This is a genomic window from Bradyrhizobium sp. UFLA06-06 (genome assembly GCF_054820065.1).
The window spans coordinates 100,762-115,417 of the sequence record NZ_JADFUD010000015.1 but is presented as its reverse complement, the minus strand read 5'-3'; the positions used below and the strand labels follow the sequence as shown (position 1 = coordinate 115,417).

Below are 14,656 nucleotides of genomic sequence, written 5' to 3'. Positions count from 1 at the left end.
GTCTATTGGCCAGCTGCCGCCGGCGCCTTGTCCGACCATTCCGGCGGCAGGCCAAGCTTGCCGGCGGCCATTCCGACCAGGCCGGGACTGCGGCCGAACGCCTCGCAGGCCGCGTATTTCGGCTTGCCGCCGAACGTTGCGCCAATCTTGTCGAACGATGGCAGCTCCGGCGCCTTTCCGAATGGCGTAGCGCCGGTGACGACGAGCTTGCTGAAATCGTCGCTGAAGGAAGGGGCGAGATCGTAGGCGTCACCGGCGCTCGAAACCATCGGCGAGTTGGTGAACGAATTCGCCCCGCGGGCCCAGATCATCGCCGCCTGCTGGCGGCTGGCCTGATCCCGCACCTCGGCTTCGACGGTCAAGCTGCCAAGCCCGACCGGCAACCGCGGCACCGGCACCGGCACGCCTGCGCCGAGCGCGCTCGGCAGGAAGCTGACCACCTTGGAAGTGCCCGCCGCGACCTCGTCGGTAGGGGCCGCCTGGGTGACAAGCGCGTGCACGGACAGATCCGCAGGCTGATCGGGACCAACGACCTGAAGCCGCTCGCTCAGGCCGACGCACAGCGAGCGATCGATCGCGTTGGCCACCAGGTGTCTCTGCTCCTCGGACAGCGTCGGCGAAGCCGCCTGCGCGAAGGTCGTCGGAACGATTCGCACCGTCTTCGCAGCGAGGACCTCGTCCTTGTTGACGCGAACCAGCGATTTCGCCAGCACGCCGTCGGACGGCGTGAGATTGTCGTAGGATGCCAGTGACCCGCCCCGCGTCATCGGTGCGCTGGCGCAGCCCGACAACAACGCCACCGCAATCGCAGCGCCGGCAAGCAGGGATGACCGATTGGGCTGACCATTGCGCGACGCCCGGCCCGTGCTCCGCGCATCAGTCGCGACGTCCGGCAGAAATTCGACTCTCATGTACCCCTCGAACGACCGCTCACCCCACGAACGATCGCACGTCACGATAGAGCAGGGCCGCCCGGGTCGGGATTAAGAGATATTAAGTCAGATGTAGCTCGCGAAACCGCGCGACCTATTTGAGCCACATTTGGCCGTGCAGGCTTAACAAAACGCTATATTTGCGCGCTGCGCATTTGGGGCCGAGGCCTCTAAAATGCCGTGATGCAAATCCTGGAATATGACCTCGTGGCTTTCCCCGTCACCAACGCACGCATCCTCTGCGTCGAGGACGATGCCGATATCGCGCGCATGCTGGCCGAGGTGCTTGAGGACAACGGCTTCAGGCCGGTGCTGGTCGGCTCGGCGGTGGAGATGGATGCGCTGCTCAAGCGCGAGAGTTTTGATCTCGTCGTGCTCGACGTGATGCTGCCGGGCGAGGATGGGCTGAGCATCTGCCGACGCCTGCGCATGTCGTCTTCGATTCCGATCATCATGGTCACCGCGCGCGGCGAGGACATCGACCGCATCCTCGGCCTCGAACTCGGTGCCGACGACTACGTCACCAAGCCGTTCAATTCGCGCGAACTGGTCGCCCGTATCCGGGCACTGCTGCGCCGCGTCGAGAGCGGCGCCTCGTCGCGGTCACGGCCGCGTCCGCTGACCTTTGCCGGATGGCGCATCAACCCCACCACCCGTGAGCTGCATGACCCCGCGGGCGTCCGGATCACGCTGACCGGTGCCGAGTTCGATCTGCTGCTGGCGTTCTGCCGCAATCCGGGGCAGGTGTTGTCGCGCGAGCAATTGATCGAGCAGGCCTTCGGCGGCCTGATTGCGTCGGTCGAGCGCAGCGTCGATGTGCATATCAGCCGCATCAGGCAGAAGATCGAGCCGGATCCGAGGGACCGCTCGATGATCAAGACGGTGCGGCTCGGCGGCTATGTGTTCACGCCTGCGGTCGAGCAGATATGATGGGATGGGCGCAGCGGCTGATGCCGCGCAGCGTCGCTGCGCAACTCATGAGCCTCGTCGCGCTCTCGGAATTGATCGGCATCACGCTCGCCGCGGCGACCGTGATCTTTCTGTTTGATTCTCCCTCAGTCAACGACACGCAGAAGTTTCTGGCCGGGCGGGTCGCGGAGCTCACGCAGCTTCTGCGCTCCACGAAGACGCCAACCGACGCCGATGAACTGCTGGCGGCAGCCAGGCGCGGCGGTCTCGACGTCAGGCGCGTCGCATTGAGCGAACTCGTGCCTCGGACGGTCGGCGAGACGCGGCCGTTTTCCATAAGAGCGTTTCGGCAGCTGGCGGCCGAGTCTGGCATTGAGTTGCTGGAAGAACTGCGCCATCCGGCAGGCTCGTCGTCACAGGTGGTCGTGAAGCTCGACGACGGCCACGCGTTGATGGCCGACGTTGCGGTCAAGGGCGGCTTCTGGTCCTTTTTGCTCCGCCCGGTGGCCGGAGGCGGGATCATCGTGCTGATCTCCATGCTGCTGCTGTCGGTCTATGCGGTGCGTTGGGTGATCGCGCCGCTGGCCGACGTCGCGCGTGCCGCGACCTCGTTCGGCCGCTCGCCGCGGTCTCCCGAGGTGTTGCGCCGGCGCGGTCCGCTCGAAATCGCCCAGGTCGCCGACGCGCTGAACGACATGCGAACGCGTATCGCAGCGCTGCTCGACGACCGCACCCGCATGCTCGCCGCCATCAGTCATGACCTGCGGACGCCGCTGACCCGGCTCAGGTTGCGTTCCGAGCGCGTCGGCGACGACACCCTGCGCCCGGCGATGCTGGGCGATATCGCCAAGATGACGCGCATGATCAACGAGACCCTGGAGTATCTGCGCGAGGATGCCCGCTCGGAGGCGGCGTCGTTCATCGACCTGCCGAGCTTCCTGCAGACCATCTGCTCGGACTTCGCCGACATGGGCCACGCGGTATCCTATGCCGGGCCGGCGCGTCTGCCTTATGCCTGTCGGCCCCGCGCGCTGTCGCGCGCCGTCACCAATATCGTGGAGAACGCGGTCAAGCACGGCAGCAAGGTCGCGGTGATGCTTCGCCTCACGGAGGCCGGCCACATCGAGATCGAGGTGGCCGACGACGGTCCGGGCATTCCGCCGGCGCTCCACGACAAGGTGTTCGAGCCCTTCTTCAAGGCCGACAGCGCCCGGCAGGAGGGGGGCTTCGGGCTGGGGCTATCGATCGCGCAGGATATTGCCAAGCGCCATGGCGGCAGCATCGCGTTGAGGCTGCGGGAGCCGAGCGGACTGCTTGTATCGATGCTGCTGCCGCCAGGACCCGGCTTGGCCTAGACCTTGGCCTAGACGAGGCGAGACGAACGATCCTGATCTCGACAGGACGCCAGGGTGTCGCAGAGTGCCGGCTAAGCCCTTGATTTGGAGAGACCAATATCCGATCTGCCCGAACCGGGCGGGCGCCGGGCGCGACCCCGCCGACCTTGACGTTTGGCCGGTCTCGCAGTAGATACCCGGCACTCGCAGCCGGCCCGCTTAGATGGCGGATATCCGGCGCGGCCTAATTCCCCGAACATTCGAGCTCGTTTATCGGCTCAACCTTCCAAACGAGGGCTGGGTCCGCAAGGTCGGCTGTTCGGATTCCTTGAAACGTTGCAATCGTCCGGTAACGGACGCGGATCTCACGATGGCTTTCAGCCCGTTCAAATTCCTGCAGGAAGTGCGCTCGGAGACCGCCAAGGTCACCTGGCCGACGCGCCGCGAGACGACCATCACCACCATCATGGTGTTCGTGATGGTGGCGCTGGCCTCGATCTTCTTCTTCGCCGCGGATCAGATCATCCGCTATCTCATCACCCTGATACTGGGCATCCACTGATGAGCATGGGAACTCAATTGATGGACAAGCGCTGGTACATCGTTCACGCCTATTCGAATTTCGAGAAGAAGGTCGCGGAATCGATCCGTGAGCAGGCCAAGCAGCGCGGGCTGGAAGAGCTGTTCGAGCAGGTGCTGGTGCCGACCGAGAAGGTCACCGAGGTGCGCCGCGGCCGCAAGATCGACGCCGAGCGCAAGTTCTTCCCGGGCTATGTGCTGGTGAAGATGAAGCTGACCGACGAGGCGTTCCATCTGATCAAGAACACCCCGAAGGTGACCGGCTTCCTCGGCGCGGAAAACAAGCCGATGCCGATCTCGGAAGCGGAAGCGATGCGGATCCTGCACCAGGTGCAGGAGGGCGTGGAGCGTCCGAAGGCGTCGGTGTCGTTCGAAATCGGCGAGAACGTGCGCGTGGCCGACGGCCCGTTCGCCTCGTTCTCCGGCGTGGTGGAGGAAATCGACGAGGCGCGCTCGCGCGTGAAGGTCGCGGTGTCGATCTTCGGCCGCGCGACCCCCGTGGAACTGGAATTCGGTCAGGTCGAAAAGGTGGTCTGACCGGACGGCGCGGGGTATATGCCTCGCGTCAAGTAGAGAGGCCGTGGGAGGGAGGAGGCGGTCGCCAGCCCCTTCAACCGAACCACGGAACCTGAAACCGCCGGCCCTGTCCGGCACAACAGGAGTGATAAATGGCAAAGAAAGTGACCGGATACCTGAAGCTTCAGGTCCCGGCCGGTGCGGCGAATCCTTCGCCCCCGATCGGCCCCGCGCTTGGTCAGCGCGGCCTCAACATCATGGAGTTCTGCAAGGCGTTCAACGCGCAGACCCAGAAGGAAGAGAAGAACACCCCGATCCCGGTGATCATCACGATCTATGCGGACCGGTCCTTCACCTTCGAGATGAAGACCCCTCCGATGTCCTACTTCCTCAAGCAGGCCGCCAAGATCCAGTCCGGATCGAAGGCGCCGGGCCGTGACAAGGCCGGCAAGGTGACCAAGGCGCAGGTGCGCGAGATCGCCGAGAAGAAGATGAAGGACTTGAATTGCGACAACATCGAATCGGCCATGAAGATGGTCGAGGGCTCTGCCCGTTCGATGGGTCTGGAAGTTGCGGGGTAACGGGCCATGTCAATCGGAAAGCGTTTGAAGAAGGCCCGCGAGGGCGTCGATCGCGAGAAGCTCTATCCGCTCGCGGATGCCATCAAGATGGTCAAGGAGCGCGCCAAGTCGAAGTTCGACGAGACGATCGAGATCGCGATCAATCTCGGCGTCGACCCGCGCCACGCCGACCAGATGGTCCGCGGCGTCGTCAACCTGCCGAACGGTACCGGCCGTACGCTGCGCGTCGGCGTGTTCGCGCGCGGCGCCAAGGCTGAGGAAGCCAAGGCCGCCGGTGCCGACGTCGTCGGTGCCGAGGACCTGGTCGAGAAGGTGCAGGGCGGTGCGATCGATTTCGATCGTTGTATCGCCACGCCCGACATGATGCCCCTGGTCGGCCGCCTCGGTAAGGTGCTCGGTCCGCGCGGCATGATGCCGAACCCGAAGATCGGCACCGTGACCATGGACGTCACCAACGCCGTGAAGGGCGCCAAGGGCGGCTCGGTCGAGTTCCGCGTCGAGAAGGCCGGCATCGTGCAGGCCGGCATCGGCAAGGCCTCGTTCTCCGAGGACAAGCTGGTCGAGAACGTCAAGGCGCTCGCGGATGCGGTCTCCAAGGCGAAGCCGGCAGGCTCCAAGGGCACCTACATCCAGCGCGTGGCGGTTTCCTCCACCATGGGCCCGGGCGTGAAGGTCGAGCCGGGCACGATCCTCGGCTGAGATCCTTGGCCGTGACGAGATAAAAGGGGCGGGACCGGGCAACCGGTTCCGCCCTTTGTTTTGCAGGAGCGTTTTCCAGCGAAGTGGGTACCGGTTCGCGTGAAGAAGACGCGTCAGAACAACCAGCTGAAGCCTCTCGCAGGAAAGAAGAACAATGCCCGATAAGGTCCTGGTCTATTCACGCTTTCCCAAGGCTCAGCTGATCCGCTTCGGCGAGTGCTATGAGCTGCTGAACGCGGCAGGCAAGCGATTGGACGAGGCGTTCCCGGCGGCCGAGCTCGCCGAGATCCGCGCCATGATCACCGCGGGCGGCACCGCGCTCGGCGCCGAGGCCATGGACATGCTGCCGAAGCTCGGCGCGATCGTCTGCTACGGCACCGGCTATGACGGCGTCGATCTCGCCGCCGCCGCCAGGCGCGGCATCGTGGTCGGCCACAGCCCGGGGGCCAATGCGGCCTCCGTCGCCGACACGGCGGTGACCTTGATGCTGGCGTCGGTGCGGCGGCTGCTGGTGGCCGACAATTACGTGCGGAGCGGGGACTGGGCCGGTGCAAAGCCGTCGCCGATGATGCGGCCGCAGGCCGGCATGCGCGGCCGCAAGGTCGGCGTCTACGGCATGGGCGAGATCGGCCGCAAGATCGCCGCCCGCGTCGCGGCCTTCGAGACCGAGGTCGGCTATTTCAGCCGCTCGAAGCACGACGTGCCCTATCAATACCTTCCGACGCTGGAGGCGCTCGCCGATTGGTGCAGCGTGCTGATGATCGCCGTGCGCGCCGGCGCCGAGACCGAGCATGCGGTCAATGCCGACATCCTGCGCCGGCTCGGCGGCGACGGGTTCGTCGTCAACATCGCGCGCGGCTCGGTCATCGACGAGACGGCGCTGGTCGCAGCGTTGACCGACGGCGTGATTGCCGGTGCCGGCCTCGACGTGTTCGCGAGGGAGCCACATGCGCCCGATGCGCTGACCGCAATACCGAATGTGGTGCTGTCGCCGCATCTCGGCGGCCACACGCTGGAATCGCACGTCGCGATGCAGGATTGCGTGCTCGCCAATCTCGACGCGTTCTTTGCCGGCAAGCCGCTCGCCTATCCGGTGGCGACGGCGTCCTGATCGGAGCTTCAGTTCCGGCGCGGCGCGTGGCGCAGCTTGTCCGGGTTGCGGACGATGTAGATCGCCGCGATCCGGCCCGTCTCGCCGTCGATCGCCATGCTCAGCGTGTGGTCGACTTCGCCATCGAGGAAGATCAGCGCGCCCGCGCTGCCATTGACCATCATCGGTTCGACGCGAACCTCGCTGCCGGCGTTCTTGCCGGCGATGCCGATGATGAAGCGGACGATCTTCTCTGCCCCCTTGATCGGCTTCAGCGCCGCCAGCTTGCGGCCGCCGCCGTCGGTGATCGCAATGGCATCCTCGCGCAGCAGGTTGGCGAGGGCGGAGACGTCGCCGCTGGCCGCGGCCTTGCAGAATGCGGTCAGCAGCCGTGCGTGGCCTTCGGGCGGCTCGGCTGGAACAGGGCGGTTGTCGCGGACCGATCGGCGGGCGCGCGCGGCGAGCTGCCGGCAGGCCGCCTCGCTGCGCTCGAGCGTGCGGGCGACTTCCGCAAACGGCCGGTCGAACACGTCGTGCAGCAGGAACGCGGCACGCTCGAGCGGCGTCAGGGCGTCGAGCGCCAGCATCAGCGCGAAGGAGAGATCGTCGGCGAGTTCGGTTGCCGCCTCGGCCGACAGCGCCTCGTCGAACACCGGCTCGGGCAACCAGGCGCCGACATAGACCTCGCGCTGGGCGCGGGCGCTCTTCAGCCGGTCGAGACAGAGCCGGGTCACCACCGTGACCAGGAACGCCTCGGGATTGCGAACGTCGTCAGCCGCGGCGAACCGCAGCCAAGCGTCCTGTACCACGTCGTCGGCATCGCCGCGGCTGCCGAGCATGCGGTAGGCGAGCCCGGTCAGCCGCGTCCGATACGGACCCAGCGGGTCGCGCTCAGGCCGCCTGCTTGATGACATCGATCTGATGGCCGGCCACGGTCACGCGGCGACACTCCATGGCATATCCCAGCGCCAGCTTCATCATGGGGAAGATGCGGCCGATTTGTAGGGCCAAAGCGAGGTCGATCACGCCTTTTTCGCCCCAGCGCGCGCGAACCGCGTCGCGGCAGGCACCGTCGTCGGCCGAGCGCTGCACGATCGCCTGCGCGAAGCGGAAACCGAGCGCGGTGTCCGCGGTCATGGCGGCAACGTCACGCCGGAGCACGGCGGTGACCTGCTGCTCCGCCATCCCGGCTCCGATCGCCATGTCGACGACCAGTTGCGCACAGGGACCGCAATCTTCCGCCAGGGCGCCGGTCAGCTTGGCGGCATAAAAGGCCTCGACCGGCGCGACCGCGCGGTAGGCGGCGGCCTTCATCGCGGCGGCGAATTTGAAGAACGCGGCGGGCGATTCCTTGAGCATGATCTCGAGATAGGTGGTGTCATAGCCGTAGCGCCTGGAATAGGCGCGCAGCATGCGGCGCGCGATGAAGCTACGCATGTCGGTCTCCTTGATTTGGCAGGGCGGAATAGAGGGCGAGCGCCGCGGGCAGGACGACCGCCACAAGATCGGATGCGGCATGGCGGTCGTGGCCGCCGGCGATCATCACGAGGTGCAGCGCGCCGTGGCCGGCCAGGAACGCGGCGCCCGCGACCGCTGCCGGCCACCACGCCGGCCACAAGGCTCGCGCCGCCAGGCCGAGCCCGGCCGCGATGAAGGCGATGCCGACGTCCTGGACCAAATGAGGGTTGAACGGACCGGTATCGGCGGCGCCGGGCACCAGCGACCACCAGAGGGGACCGGCTGACAGCATCGCCAGCCCATTGGCGAGGTTGAATAGGGCGAGAATTCCTGCAATCCATCGTTTCATGCGAGCCTCCAGCGCCCAGACGAGCGAGGGCATTGGGGCGTGACGCCGTCCGGGAAGAAATTTTTTGCTGGGCCGCCAGACCGCCGAACTGGTCTGAAATTTGCTCTTGGCAAGCAGGGCAGGACCGGCTACATAGCGCCTTCCGGGCGTGCTGGCACTTGCTGGCATGTCCGTGCTCGCATTCCGAAAACCTGAGATGATAGGAGATCATTCCTTTCCGCATGCCCGCAAGGATGCTCGAAAGGAAGGAGACCCGTCGCCTCCAGAGGAATGAGAGCAGAGGCCTTCAGCATGCTGAAGCGCCTCGATCCTGTCCAAGACTGCAGGCGCCCGCGAGAACTTCGTGTTTTCAACGGCTTAATCGTATGGCCTGCATAGACGGGTGAAGACCGGATTTTGCACTCCAGGTCGCGGATCGTTCGCGGCTTGAGAGGCTGGTTTGGTTCGAACCTCGACAGCCCATGGCCGCAAGGCTCTGGGAGGGCAGGCTTCTAGATGTCGTCTTGCCCGGCATGTCCGAAGGGTCTTGCACCCTGCGGATCAGGTTTAGGGCGGGACGATGGGTGCAACCCGGCGGTCCTGCCTTCGCGGAAAGGCCGCCAACCGGAAAGAGCTTGCTGTGGAACGAGCGGCAAAAAAAGAGTCGGTCGAACAACTTAACGAGGTCTTCAAGACCACGTCGGTTGCGATCGTTGCTCACTATTCCGGCCTCACCGTGGCCCAGATGCAGAAGCTGCGCATGCAGATGAAGCAGGCGGGTGCATCGGTGAAGGTCTCGAAGAACCGTCTCGCCAAAATTGCTCTTGAAGGCACTGACGTCGTAGCCATCGGCTCCCTGCTGAAGGGGCCGACCGTGATCGCCACTTCGAACGATCCGGTTGCGGCGCCAAAGGTTGCCGTCGAATTCGCCAAGGCGAACGAGAAGTTCGTCATCCTCGGCGGCTCGATGGGTAAAACCGTCCTGAATGTCGACAGCGTGAAGGCGCTCGCCTCACTGCCGTCGCTCGACGAACTGCGCGGCAAGATCGTTGGCCTCCTCGTGGCGCCGGCGACCAAGCTCGCTCAGCTCTCGAATGCGCCCGCGGCCAAGCTCGCGCGCGTCATTCAGGCTCATGCCTCAAAGAGCGAAGCGGCCTGACCCCTTCGCTAATCTCAAACCTGGTTCGAACCAAACGTTTAAGGAACTGAACAATGGCTGATCTGCAGAAAATCGTCGACGACCTCTCGAGCCTCACCGTGCTCGAAGCGGCCGAACTGGCCAAGCTCCTCGAAGAAAAGTGGGGCGTGTCCGCCGCTGCCGCCGTCGCGGTTGCCGGCCCGGCTGCCGGCGGCGCTGCCGCTGCTCCGGCTGAAGAGAAGACCGACTTCACCGTCGTGCTGGCTGCCGCCGGCGACAAGAAGATCGAAGTCATCAAGGAAGTCCGCGCCATCACTGGCCTGGGCCTGAAGGAAGCCAAGGACCTCGTCGAAGGCGCTCCGAAGCCCGTCAAGGAAGGCGTGAACAAGGAAGAAGCCGACAAGATCAAGGCCCAGCTCGAGAAGGCTGGCGCCAAGGTCGACCTCAAGTAATGCGCGATCCGGGAGCGCCTCTGGGCGCTCCCGGGCCATGCAAACGGCGTGCGACAGGTTGTCGCGTGGTGCGCCGGACACAAAAAAGTGTGGGGATCCGTGGACTTAACCCTCGAATCTCCTTTATTGCCATCCCATATCGGGTTGGCAGCGGAAAAACACGGTAGGCGGCGGGGACGGCAGGGTCCTCGGCGGAAGCCGTTGGGAGACAGTCAGATTTCGGGCTTTTTCAGTCCGTAAAGCGGAGCGTTTGGACGAGCGGGTGCAGTGATGCGCCCCGCGCGTTGTTTTGCGTTTTGGAGGTGGTCGGGGCCGGGGCGGGGATTTAATTCCTGACTTTGCGCTTCGTTCCTTCGAGACGATTCGAAATTCAACCCGGGGCCGATGGCAGTCGCTCCCGGAAGGTTCGCCCCATAAAGGCGACGAAAATGAGAGGCCACGATGGCGCAGCAGACATTCACCGGTCGCAAACGCGTACGCAAGTTTTTCGGTCACATCAAGGAAGTCGCCGAAATGCCGAACCTCATCGAGGTTCAGAAGGCGTCCTATGACCAGTTCCTGATGGTCGACGAGCCGACCGGCGGTCGGCTCGACGAGGGCCTGCAGGCGGTGTTCCGTTCGGTGTTTCCGATCTCGGATTTCTCCGGCACCTCGATGCTCGAATTCGTCCGCTACGAGTTCGAGCAGCCGAAATATGACGTCGACGAGTGCCGCCAGCGCGGCATGACCTTCGCTGCGCCGCTCAAGGTGACGCTGCGCCTCATCGTGTTCGATATCGACGAGGAAACCGGCGCCAAGTCGGTGAAGGACATCAAGGAGCAGGACGTCTACATGGGCGACATCCCGCTCATGACGATGAACGGCACCTTCGTCGTCAACGGCACCGAGCGCGTCATCGTCTCGCAGATGCACCGTTCGCCCGGCGTGTTCTTCGACCACGACAAGGGCAAGACCCATTCGTCCGGCAAGCTGCTGTTTGCCGCGCGCGTGATCCCGTATCGCGGTTCCTGGCTCGACATCGAGTTCGACGCCAAGGACATCGTGTTCGCGCGCATTGACCGCCGCCGCAAGCTGCCCGTGACCTCGCTGATGTACGCGCTCGGTCTCGACGGCGAGCAGATCCTGTCGACCTTCTACAAGAAGATCACCTACAAGCGGACCAAGGACGGATGGCGCGTGCCGTTCGATGCCAACCGCTTCCGCGGCTATTCGACCGTCAACGACCTGATCGACGCTGACACCGGCAAGGTGGTGCTCGAGGCCGGCAAGAAGCTGACCGTGCGCCAGGCGCGCCAGCTTCAGGAGAAGGGCCTGAAGGCGCTGCGCATGTCGGACGAGGAGCTCGTCGGCAACTATCTCGCCGAGGATCTCGTCAACCCGAAGACCGGTGAGATCTACGCCGAAGCCGGCGAGGAGATCACCGAGAAGTCGCTCAAGGTGCTGAACGAGCAGGGCTACAAGGACCTGCCGCTGCTCGACATCGACCACGTCAATGTCGGCGCCTACATCCGCAACACGCTGTCGGCCGACAAGAACATGACGCGCGAGGACGCGCTGTTCGACATCTACCGCGTGATGCGTCCGGGCGAGCCGCCGACGCTGGATTCGGCGCAGGCGATGTTCCAGTCGCTGTTCTTCGACGCCGAGCGCTACGACCTCTCTGCGGTCGGCCGCGTCAAGATGAACATGCGCCTCGAGCTCGATGCGCCCGATACCCATCGCACGCTGCGCAAGGAAGACATCCTGGCGGTCATCAAGACGCTGGTCGACCTGCGCGACGGCAAGGGCGAGATCGACGACATCGACCATCTCGGCAACCGCCGGGTGCGCTCGGTCGGCGAGCTCATGGAGAACCAGTACCGGATCGGCCTGCTCCGCATGGAGCGCGCGATCAAGGAGCGCATGTCGAGCGTCGATATCGACACCGTGATGCCGCAGGACCTGATCAACGCCAAGCCCGCGGCTGCCGCGGTGCGCGAGTTCTTCGGCTCCTCGCAGCTGTCGCAGTTCATGGACCAGACCAACCCGCTGTCGGAAATCACCCACAAGCGGCGCCTGTCGGCGCTTGGCCCGGGCGGTCTGACCCGCGAGCGTGCCGGCTTCGAAGTCCGCGACGTGCATCCGACGCATTACGGCCGTATCTGCCCGATTGAAACGCCGGAAGGTCCGAACATCGGCCTGATCAACTCGCTGGCGACGTTCGCGCGCGTCAACAAGTACGGCTTCGTCGAGACGCCCTATCGCAAGATCAAGGACGGCCGGGTCACCGACGAGGTGGTCTATCTGTCGGCGATGGAAGAGGGCCGCTACCGCGTCGCGCAGGCCAACGTGCCGCTCGATGCCAAGGGCCGCTTCACCGACGACCTCGTGGTCTGCCGTCATGCCGGCGAAGTGCTGCCGGTGACGCCGGACAAGGTCGACTACATGGACGTGTCGCCGAAGCAGCTGGTTTCGGTCGCCGCGGCGCTGATCCCGTTCCTCGAGAACGACGACGCCAACCGCGCGCTGATGGGCTCGAACATGCAGCGCCAGGCGGTGCCGCTGGTTCGCGCCGAGGCGCCGTTCGTCGGCACCGGCATGGAAGGCGTGGTCGCCCGTGACTCGGGCGCGGCGATTGCCGCGCGCCGCTCGGGCGTGATCGACCAGATCGACGCCACCCGCGTTGTGATCCGCGCCACCGAGGATCTCGATCCGACCAAGTCGGGCGTCGATATCTACCGGCTGATGAAGTACCAGCGCTCCAACCAGTCGACCTGCATCAACCAGCGTCCGCTGGTGAAGGTCGGCGACATCGTCAAGAAGGGCGACATCATCGCCGACGGTCCGTCGACCGATCTCGGCGAGCTCGCGCTCGGCCGCAACGTGCTGGTCGCGTTCATGCCGTGGAACGGCTACAACTTCGAAGACTCGATCCTGCTCTCCGAGCGGATCGTGAAGGACGACGTCTTCACCTCGATTCACATCGAGGAGTTCGAGGTGATGGCCCGCGACACCAAACTCGGTCCTGAGGAAATCACCCGCGACATTCCGAACGTCTCGGAAGAAGCGCTGAAGAACCTCGACGAAGCCGGTATCGTCTACATCGGTGCGGAAGTCCGCGCCGGCGACATCCTGGTCGGCAAGATCACGCCGAAGGGCGAGAGCCCGATGACGCCGGAAGAGAAGCTGCTGCGCGCCATCTTCGGCGAGAAGGCCTCCGACGTCCGCGACACCTCGCTGCGCGTGCCTCCGGGCGTGCAGGGCACGATCGTGGAAGTCCGCGTGTTCAACCGCCACGGCGTCGACAAGGACGAGCGTGCGCTGGCGATCGAGCGCGAGGAGATCGAGCGTCTGGCCAAGGACCGCGACGACGAGCAGGCGATCCTGGACCGCAACGTCTACAGCCGCCTCGCCGAGCTTCTGGAGAACCGCCAGGGCATCGCCGGCCCGAAGGGCTTCAAGAAGGATACCAAGATCACCCGCGCGGTGCTCGACGAGTATCCGAAGTCGCAGTGGTGGCTGTTCGCCTCGCCGAACGACAAGCTGATGGCCGAGATCGAGGCCATGCGGAAGCAGTACGACGAGTCGAAGAAGGGCCTCGAGCAGCGCTTCCTCGACAAGGTCGAGAAGCTGCAGCGTGGCGACGAGCTGCCGCCCGGCGTGATGAAGATGGTCAAGGTCTTCGTCGCGGTGAAGCGCAAGATCCAGCCCGGCGACAAGATGGCCGGCCGTCACGGCAACAAGGGTGTGGTGTCGAAGATCGTGCCGATCGAGGACATGCCGTTCCTCGAGGACGGAACGCACGCCGACATCGTGCTCAATCCGCTCGGCGTGCCTTCGCGCATGAACGTCGGTCAGATCCTTGAGACCCATCTCGGTTGGGCCTGCGCCGGCCTCGGCAAGCGCATCGGCCAGACCATCGACGCCTATTATCACAAGCAGGATCTCAAGCCGCTGCGCGAGACCCTGAAGAAGATCTATGGCGAGGATGAAACCATCAAGTCGCTGAACGACAACGAGCTGGTCGAGCTCGGCCGCAATCTGAGCCACGGCGTGCCGATCGCAACGCCGGTGTTCGACGGCGCCAAGGAGGCCGACATCGAGGAGATGCTGAAGCTCGCGGGCTTCGACGCCTCCGGCCAGTCGACCGTTTATGACGGCCGTACCGGCGATCAGTTCGATCGTAAGGTGACGATGGGCTACATCTACATGCTCAAGCTGCACCACCTCGTGGACGACAAGATCCACGCGCGTTCGATCGGTCCGTACTCGCTCGTCACCCAGCAGCCGCTGGGCGGCAAGGCGCAGTTCGGCGGCCAGCGCTTCGGCGAAATGGAGGTCTGGGCGCTTGAAGCCTACGGCGCCGCCTACACGCTGCAGGAGATGCTGACCGTGAAGTCGGACGACGTCGCCGGCCGTACCAAGGTGTACGAGGCGATCGTGCGCGGCGACGACACCTTCGAGGCCGGTATTCCGGAATCGTTCAACGTGCTGGTCAAGGAAATGCGCTCGCTCGGCCTCAACGTCGACCTGCACAATTCCAAGGTGGGACCGGCGTCGACGTCGGAAGCGGCCGAGTAACGCTGTGATCATGCCCGGCGCGAAACGCGCCGGGCCTCCGCACTCCGCTCGGACGTTGGGCGGGGCGCGCGCTGAATAGA

General features: G+C 64.8%; 14 protein-coding genes. 10 read left to right on the top strand and 4 right to left on the bottom strand.

Features of this window, described 5'->3' with window-relative positions; all coding sequences use genetic code 11:
* Positions 1-2 precede the first annotated feature (2 nt).
* On the bottom strand, positions 3-911 hold the full coding sequence (locus tag IF803_RS15725; protein WP_461192702.1) for a DUF3313 domain-containing protein: 909 nt from the start codon (positions 909-911) through the stop codon (positions 3-5).
* A gap of 204 nt (positions 912-1,115) precedes the next feature.
* Here IF803_RS15725 and IF803_RS15720 point away from each other — a divergent pair, with 204 nt between their 5' ends.
* The 7 genes from IF803_RS15720 (at position 1,116) to IF803_RS15690 (ending at position 6,661) form a co-directional block, all read left to right on the top strand.
* On the top strand, positions 1,116-1,862 hold the full coding sequence (locus tag IF803_RS15720; RefSeq protein ID WP_375763040.1) for a response regulator: 747 nt from the start codon (positions 1,116-1,118) through the stop codon (positions 1,860-1,862).
* A 47-nt stretch (positions 1,863-1,909) separates the two neighbouring features.
* On the top strand, positions 1,910-3,196 hold the full coding sequence (locus IF803_RS15715) for an ATP-binding protein (protein ID WP_461192701.1): 1,287 nt from the start codon (positions 1,910-1,912) through the stop codon (positions 3,194-3,196).
* 349 nt (positions 3,197-3,545) lie between these two features.
* Positions 3,546-3,737 carry a preprotein translocase subunit SecE gene (secE, locus tag IF803_RS15710; protein ID WP_016840554.1) on the top strand — a complete coding sequence of 64 codons (192 nt, stop codon included), beginning with the start codon at positions 3,546-3,548 and terminating at the stop codon, positions 3,735-3,737.
* Positions 3,738-3,757: 20 nt separating this feature from the next.
* On the top strand, positions 3,758-4,291 hold the full coding sequence (nusG, locus tag IF803_RS15705) for a transcription termination/antitermination protein NusG (RefSeq protein WP_016840553.1): 534 nt from the start codon (positions 3,758-3,760) through the stop codon (positions 4,289-4,291).
* 131 nt (positions 4,292-4,422) lie between these two features.
* A complete protein-coding gene (gene rplK, locus IF803_RS15700) occupies positions 4,423-4,851 on the top strand; it encodes a 50S ribosomal protein L11 (protein WP_028339327.1) in 429 nt (142 codons plus the stop codon).
* 6 nt (positions 4,852-4,857) lie between these two features.
* Positions 4,858-5,550 (top strand): 50S ribosomal protein L1, encoded by a 693-nt coding sequence (rplA, locus tag IF803_RS15695; RefSeq protein ID WP_018272150.1) that lies wholly within the window; start codon positions 4,858-4,860, stop codon positions 5,548-5,550.
* Positions 5,551-5,704: 154 nt separating this feature from the next.
* A complete protein-coding gene (locus tag IF803_RS15690; protein ID WP_461192700.1) occupies positions 5,705-6,661 on the top strand; it encodes a 2-hydroxyacid dehydrogenase in 957 nt (318 codons plus the stop codon).
* Positions 6,662-6,669: 8 nt separating this feature from the next.
* Here IF803_RS15690 and sigJ read toward each other — a convergent pair whose 3' ends face one another.
* The 3 genes from sigJ to IF803_RS15675 are packed head-to-tail and all read right to left on the bottom strand — an operon-like array spanning position 6,670 to position 8,447.
* Entirely contained in the window at positions 6,670-7,554 is an 885-nt protein-coding gene (gene sigJ, locus IF803_RS15685; protein ID WP_461192699.1) for an RNA polymerase sigma factor SigJ, read from the bottom strand.
* Positions 7,532-8,053, bottom strand: coding sequence for a hypothetical protein (locus tag IF803_RS15680; RefSeq protein ID WP_304495811.1), 522 nt, complete (start codon positions 8,051-8,053; stop codon positions 7,532-7,534). The genes sigJ and IF803_RS15680 overlap by 23 nt, the downstream gene beginning before the upstream one ends.
* A gap of 16 nt (positions 8,054-8,069) precedes the next feature.
* Positions 8,070-8,447 (bottom strand): hypothetical protein, encoded by a 378-nt coding sequence (locus tag IF803_RS15675; protein WP_461192698.1) that lies wholly within the window; start codon positions 8,445-8,447, stop codon positions 8,070-8,072.
* A gap of 619 nt (positions 8,448-9,066) precedes the next feature.
* Between IF803_RS15675 and rplJ the strand changes: the two genes are divergently transcribed.
* The 3 genes from rplJ to rpoB all read left to right on the top strand — a co-directional run bounded on the left by rplJ (position 9,067) and on the right by rpoB (position 14,576).
* A complete protein-coding gene (gene rplJ / locus IF803_RS15670) occupies positions 9,067-9,585 on the top strand; it encodes a 50S ribosomal protein L10 (protein ID WP_028339323.1) in 519 nt (172 codons plus the stop codon).
* Positions 9,586-9,638: 53 nt separating this feature from the next.
* Complete coding sequence (gene rplL, locus IF803_RS15665; protein WP_028339322.1) at positions 9,639-10,016, top strand: 50S ribosomal protein L7/L12; 378 nt, start codon at positions 9,639-9,641, stop codon at positions 10,014-10,016.
* Positions 10,017-10,457: 441 nt separating this feature from the next.
* Positions 10,458-14,576: a DNA-directed RNA polymerase subunit beta gene (gene rpoB, locus IF803_RS15660; RefSeq protein ID WP_028339321.1), complete on the top strand. Its 4,119-nt coding sequence runs from the start codon at positions 10,458-10,460 to the stop codon at positions 14,574-14,576.
* The last annotated feature ends 80 nt before the right edge of the window (positions 14,577-14,656 follow it).

Bases quoted from the DNA above. Each gene is read 5' to 3' on its own strand.
- nusG (WP_016840553.1), top strand. From the start codon at position 3,758: ATGGACAAGCGCTGGTACATCGTTCACGCCTATTCGAATTTCGAGAAG.
- rpoB (WP_028339321.1), top strand. From the start codon at position 10,458: ATGGCGCAGCAGACATTCACCGGTCGCAAACGCGTACGCAAGTTTTTC.
- rplA (WP_018272150.1), top strand. From the start codon at position 4,858: ATGTCAATCGGAAAGCGTTTGAAGAAGGCCCGCGAGGGCGTCGATCGC.
- IF803_RS15725 (WP_461192702.1), bottom strand. From the start codon at position 911: ATGAGAGTCGAATTTCTGCCGGACGTCGCGACTGATGCGCGGAGCACG.
- IF803_RS15690 (WP_461192700.1), top strand. From the start codon at position 5,705: ATGCCCGATAAGGTCCTGGTCTATTCACGCTTTCCCAAGGCTCAGCTG.
- rplK (WP_028339327.1), top strand. From the start codon at position 4,423: ATGGCAAAGAAAGTGACCGGATACCTGAAGCTTCAGGTCCCGGCCGGT.
- secE (WP_016840554.1), top strand. From the start codon at position 3,546: ATGGCTTTCAGCCCGTTCAAATTCCTGCAGGAAGTGCGCTCGGAGACC.
- rplL (WP_028339322.1), top strand. From the start codon at position 9,639: ATGGCTGATCTGCAGAAAATCGTCGACGACCTCTCGAGCCTCACCGTG.
- IF803_RS15675 (WP_461192698.1), bottom strand. From the start codon at position 8,447: ATGAAACGATGGATTGCAGGAATTCTCGCCCTATTCAACCTCGCCAAT.
- sigJ (WP_461192699.1), bottom strand. From the start codon at position 7,554: ATGTCATCAAGCAGGCGGCCTGAGCGCGACCCGCTGGGTCCGTATCGG.
- IF803_RS15720 (WP_375763040.1), top strand. From the start codon at position 1,116: ATGCAAATCCTGGAATATGACCTCGTGGCTTTCCCCGTCACCAACGCA.
- IF803_RS15680 (WP_304495811.1), bottom strand. From the start codon at position 8,053: ATGCTGCGCGCCTATTCCAGGCGCTACGGCTATGACACCACCTATCTC.
- IF803_RS15715 (WP_461192701.1), top strand. From the start codon at position 1,910: ATGAGCCTCGTCGCGCTCTCGGAATTGATCGGCATCACGCTCGCCGCG.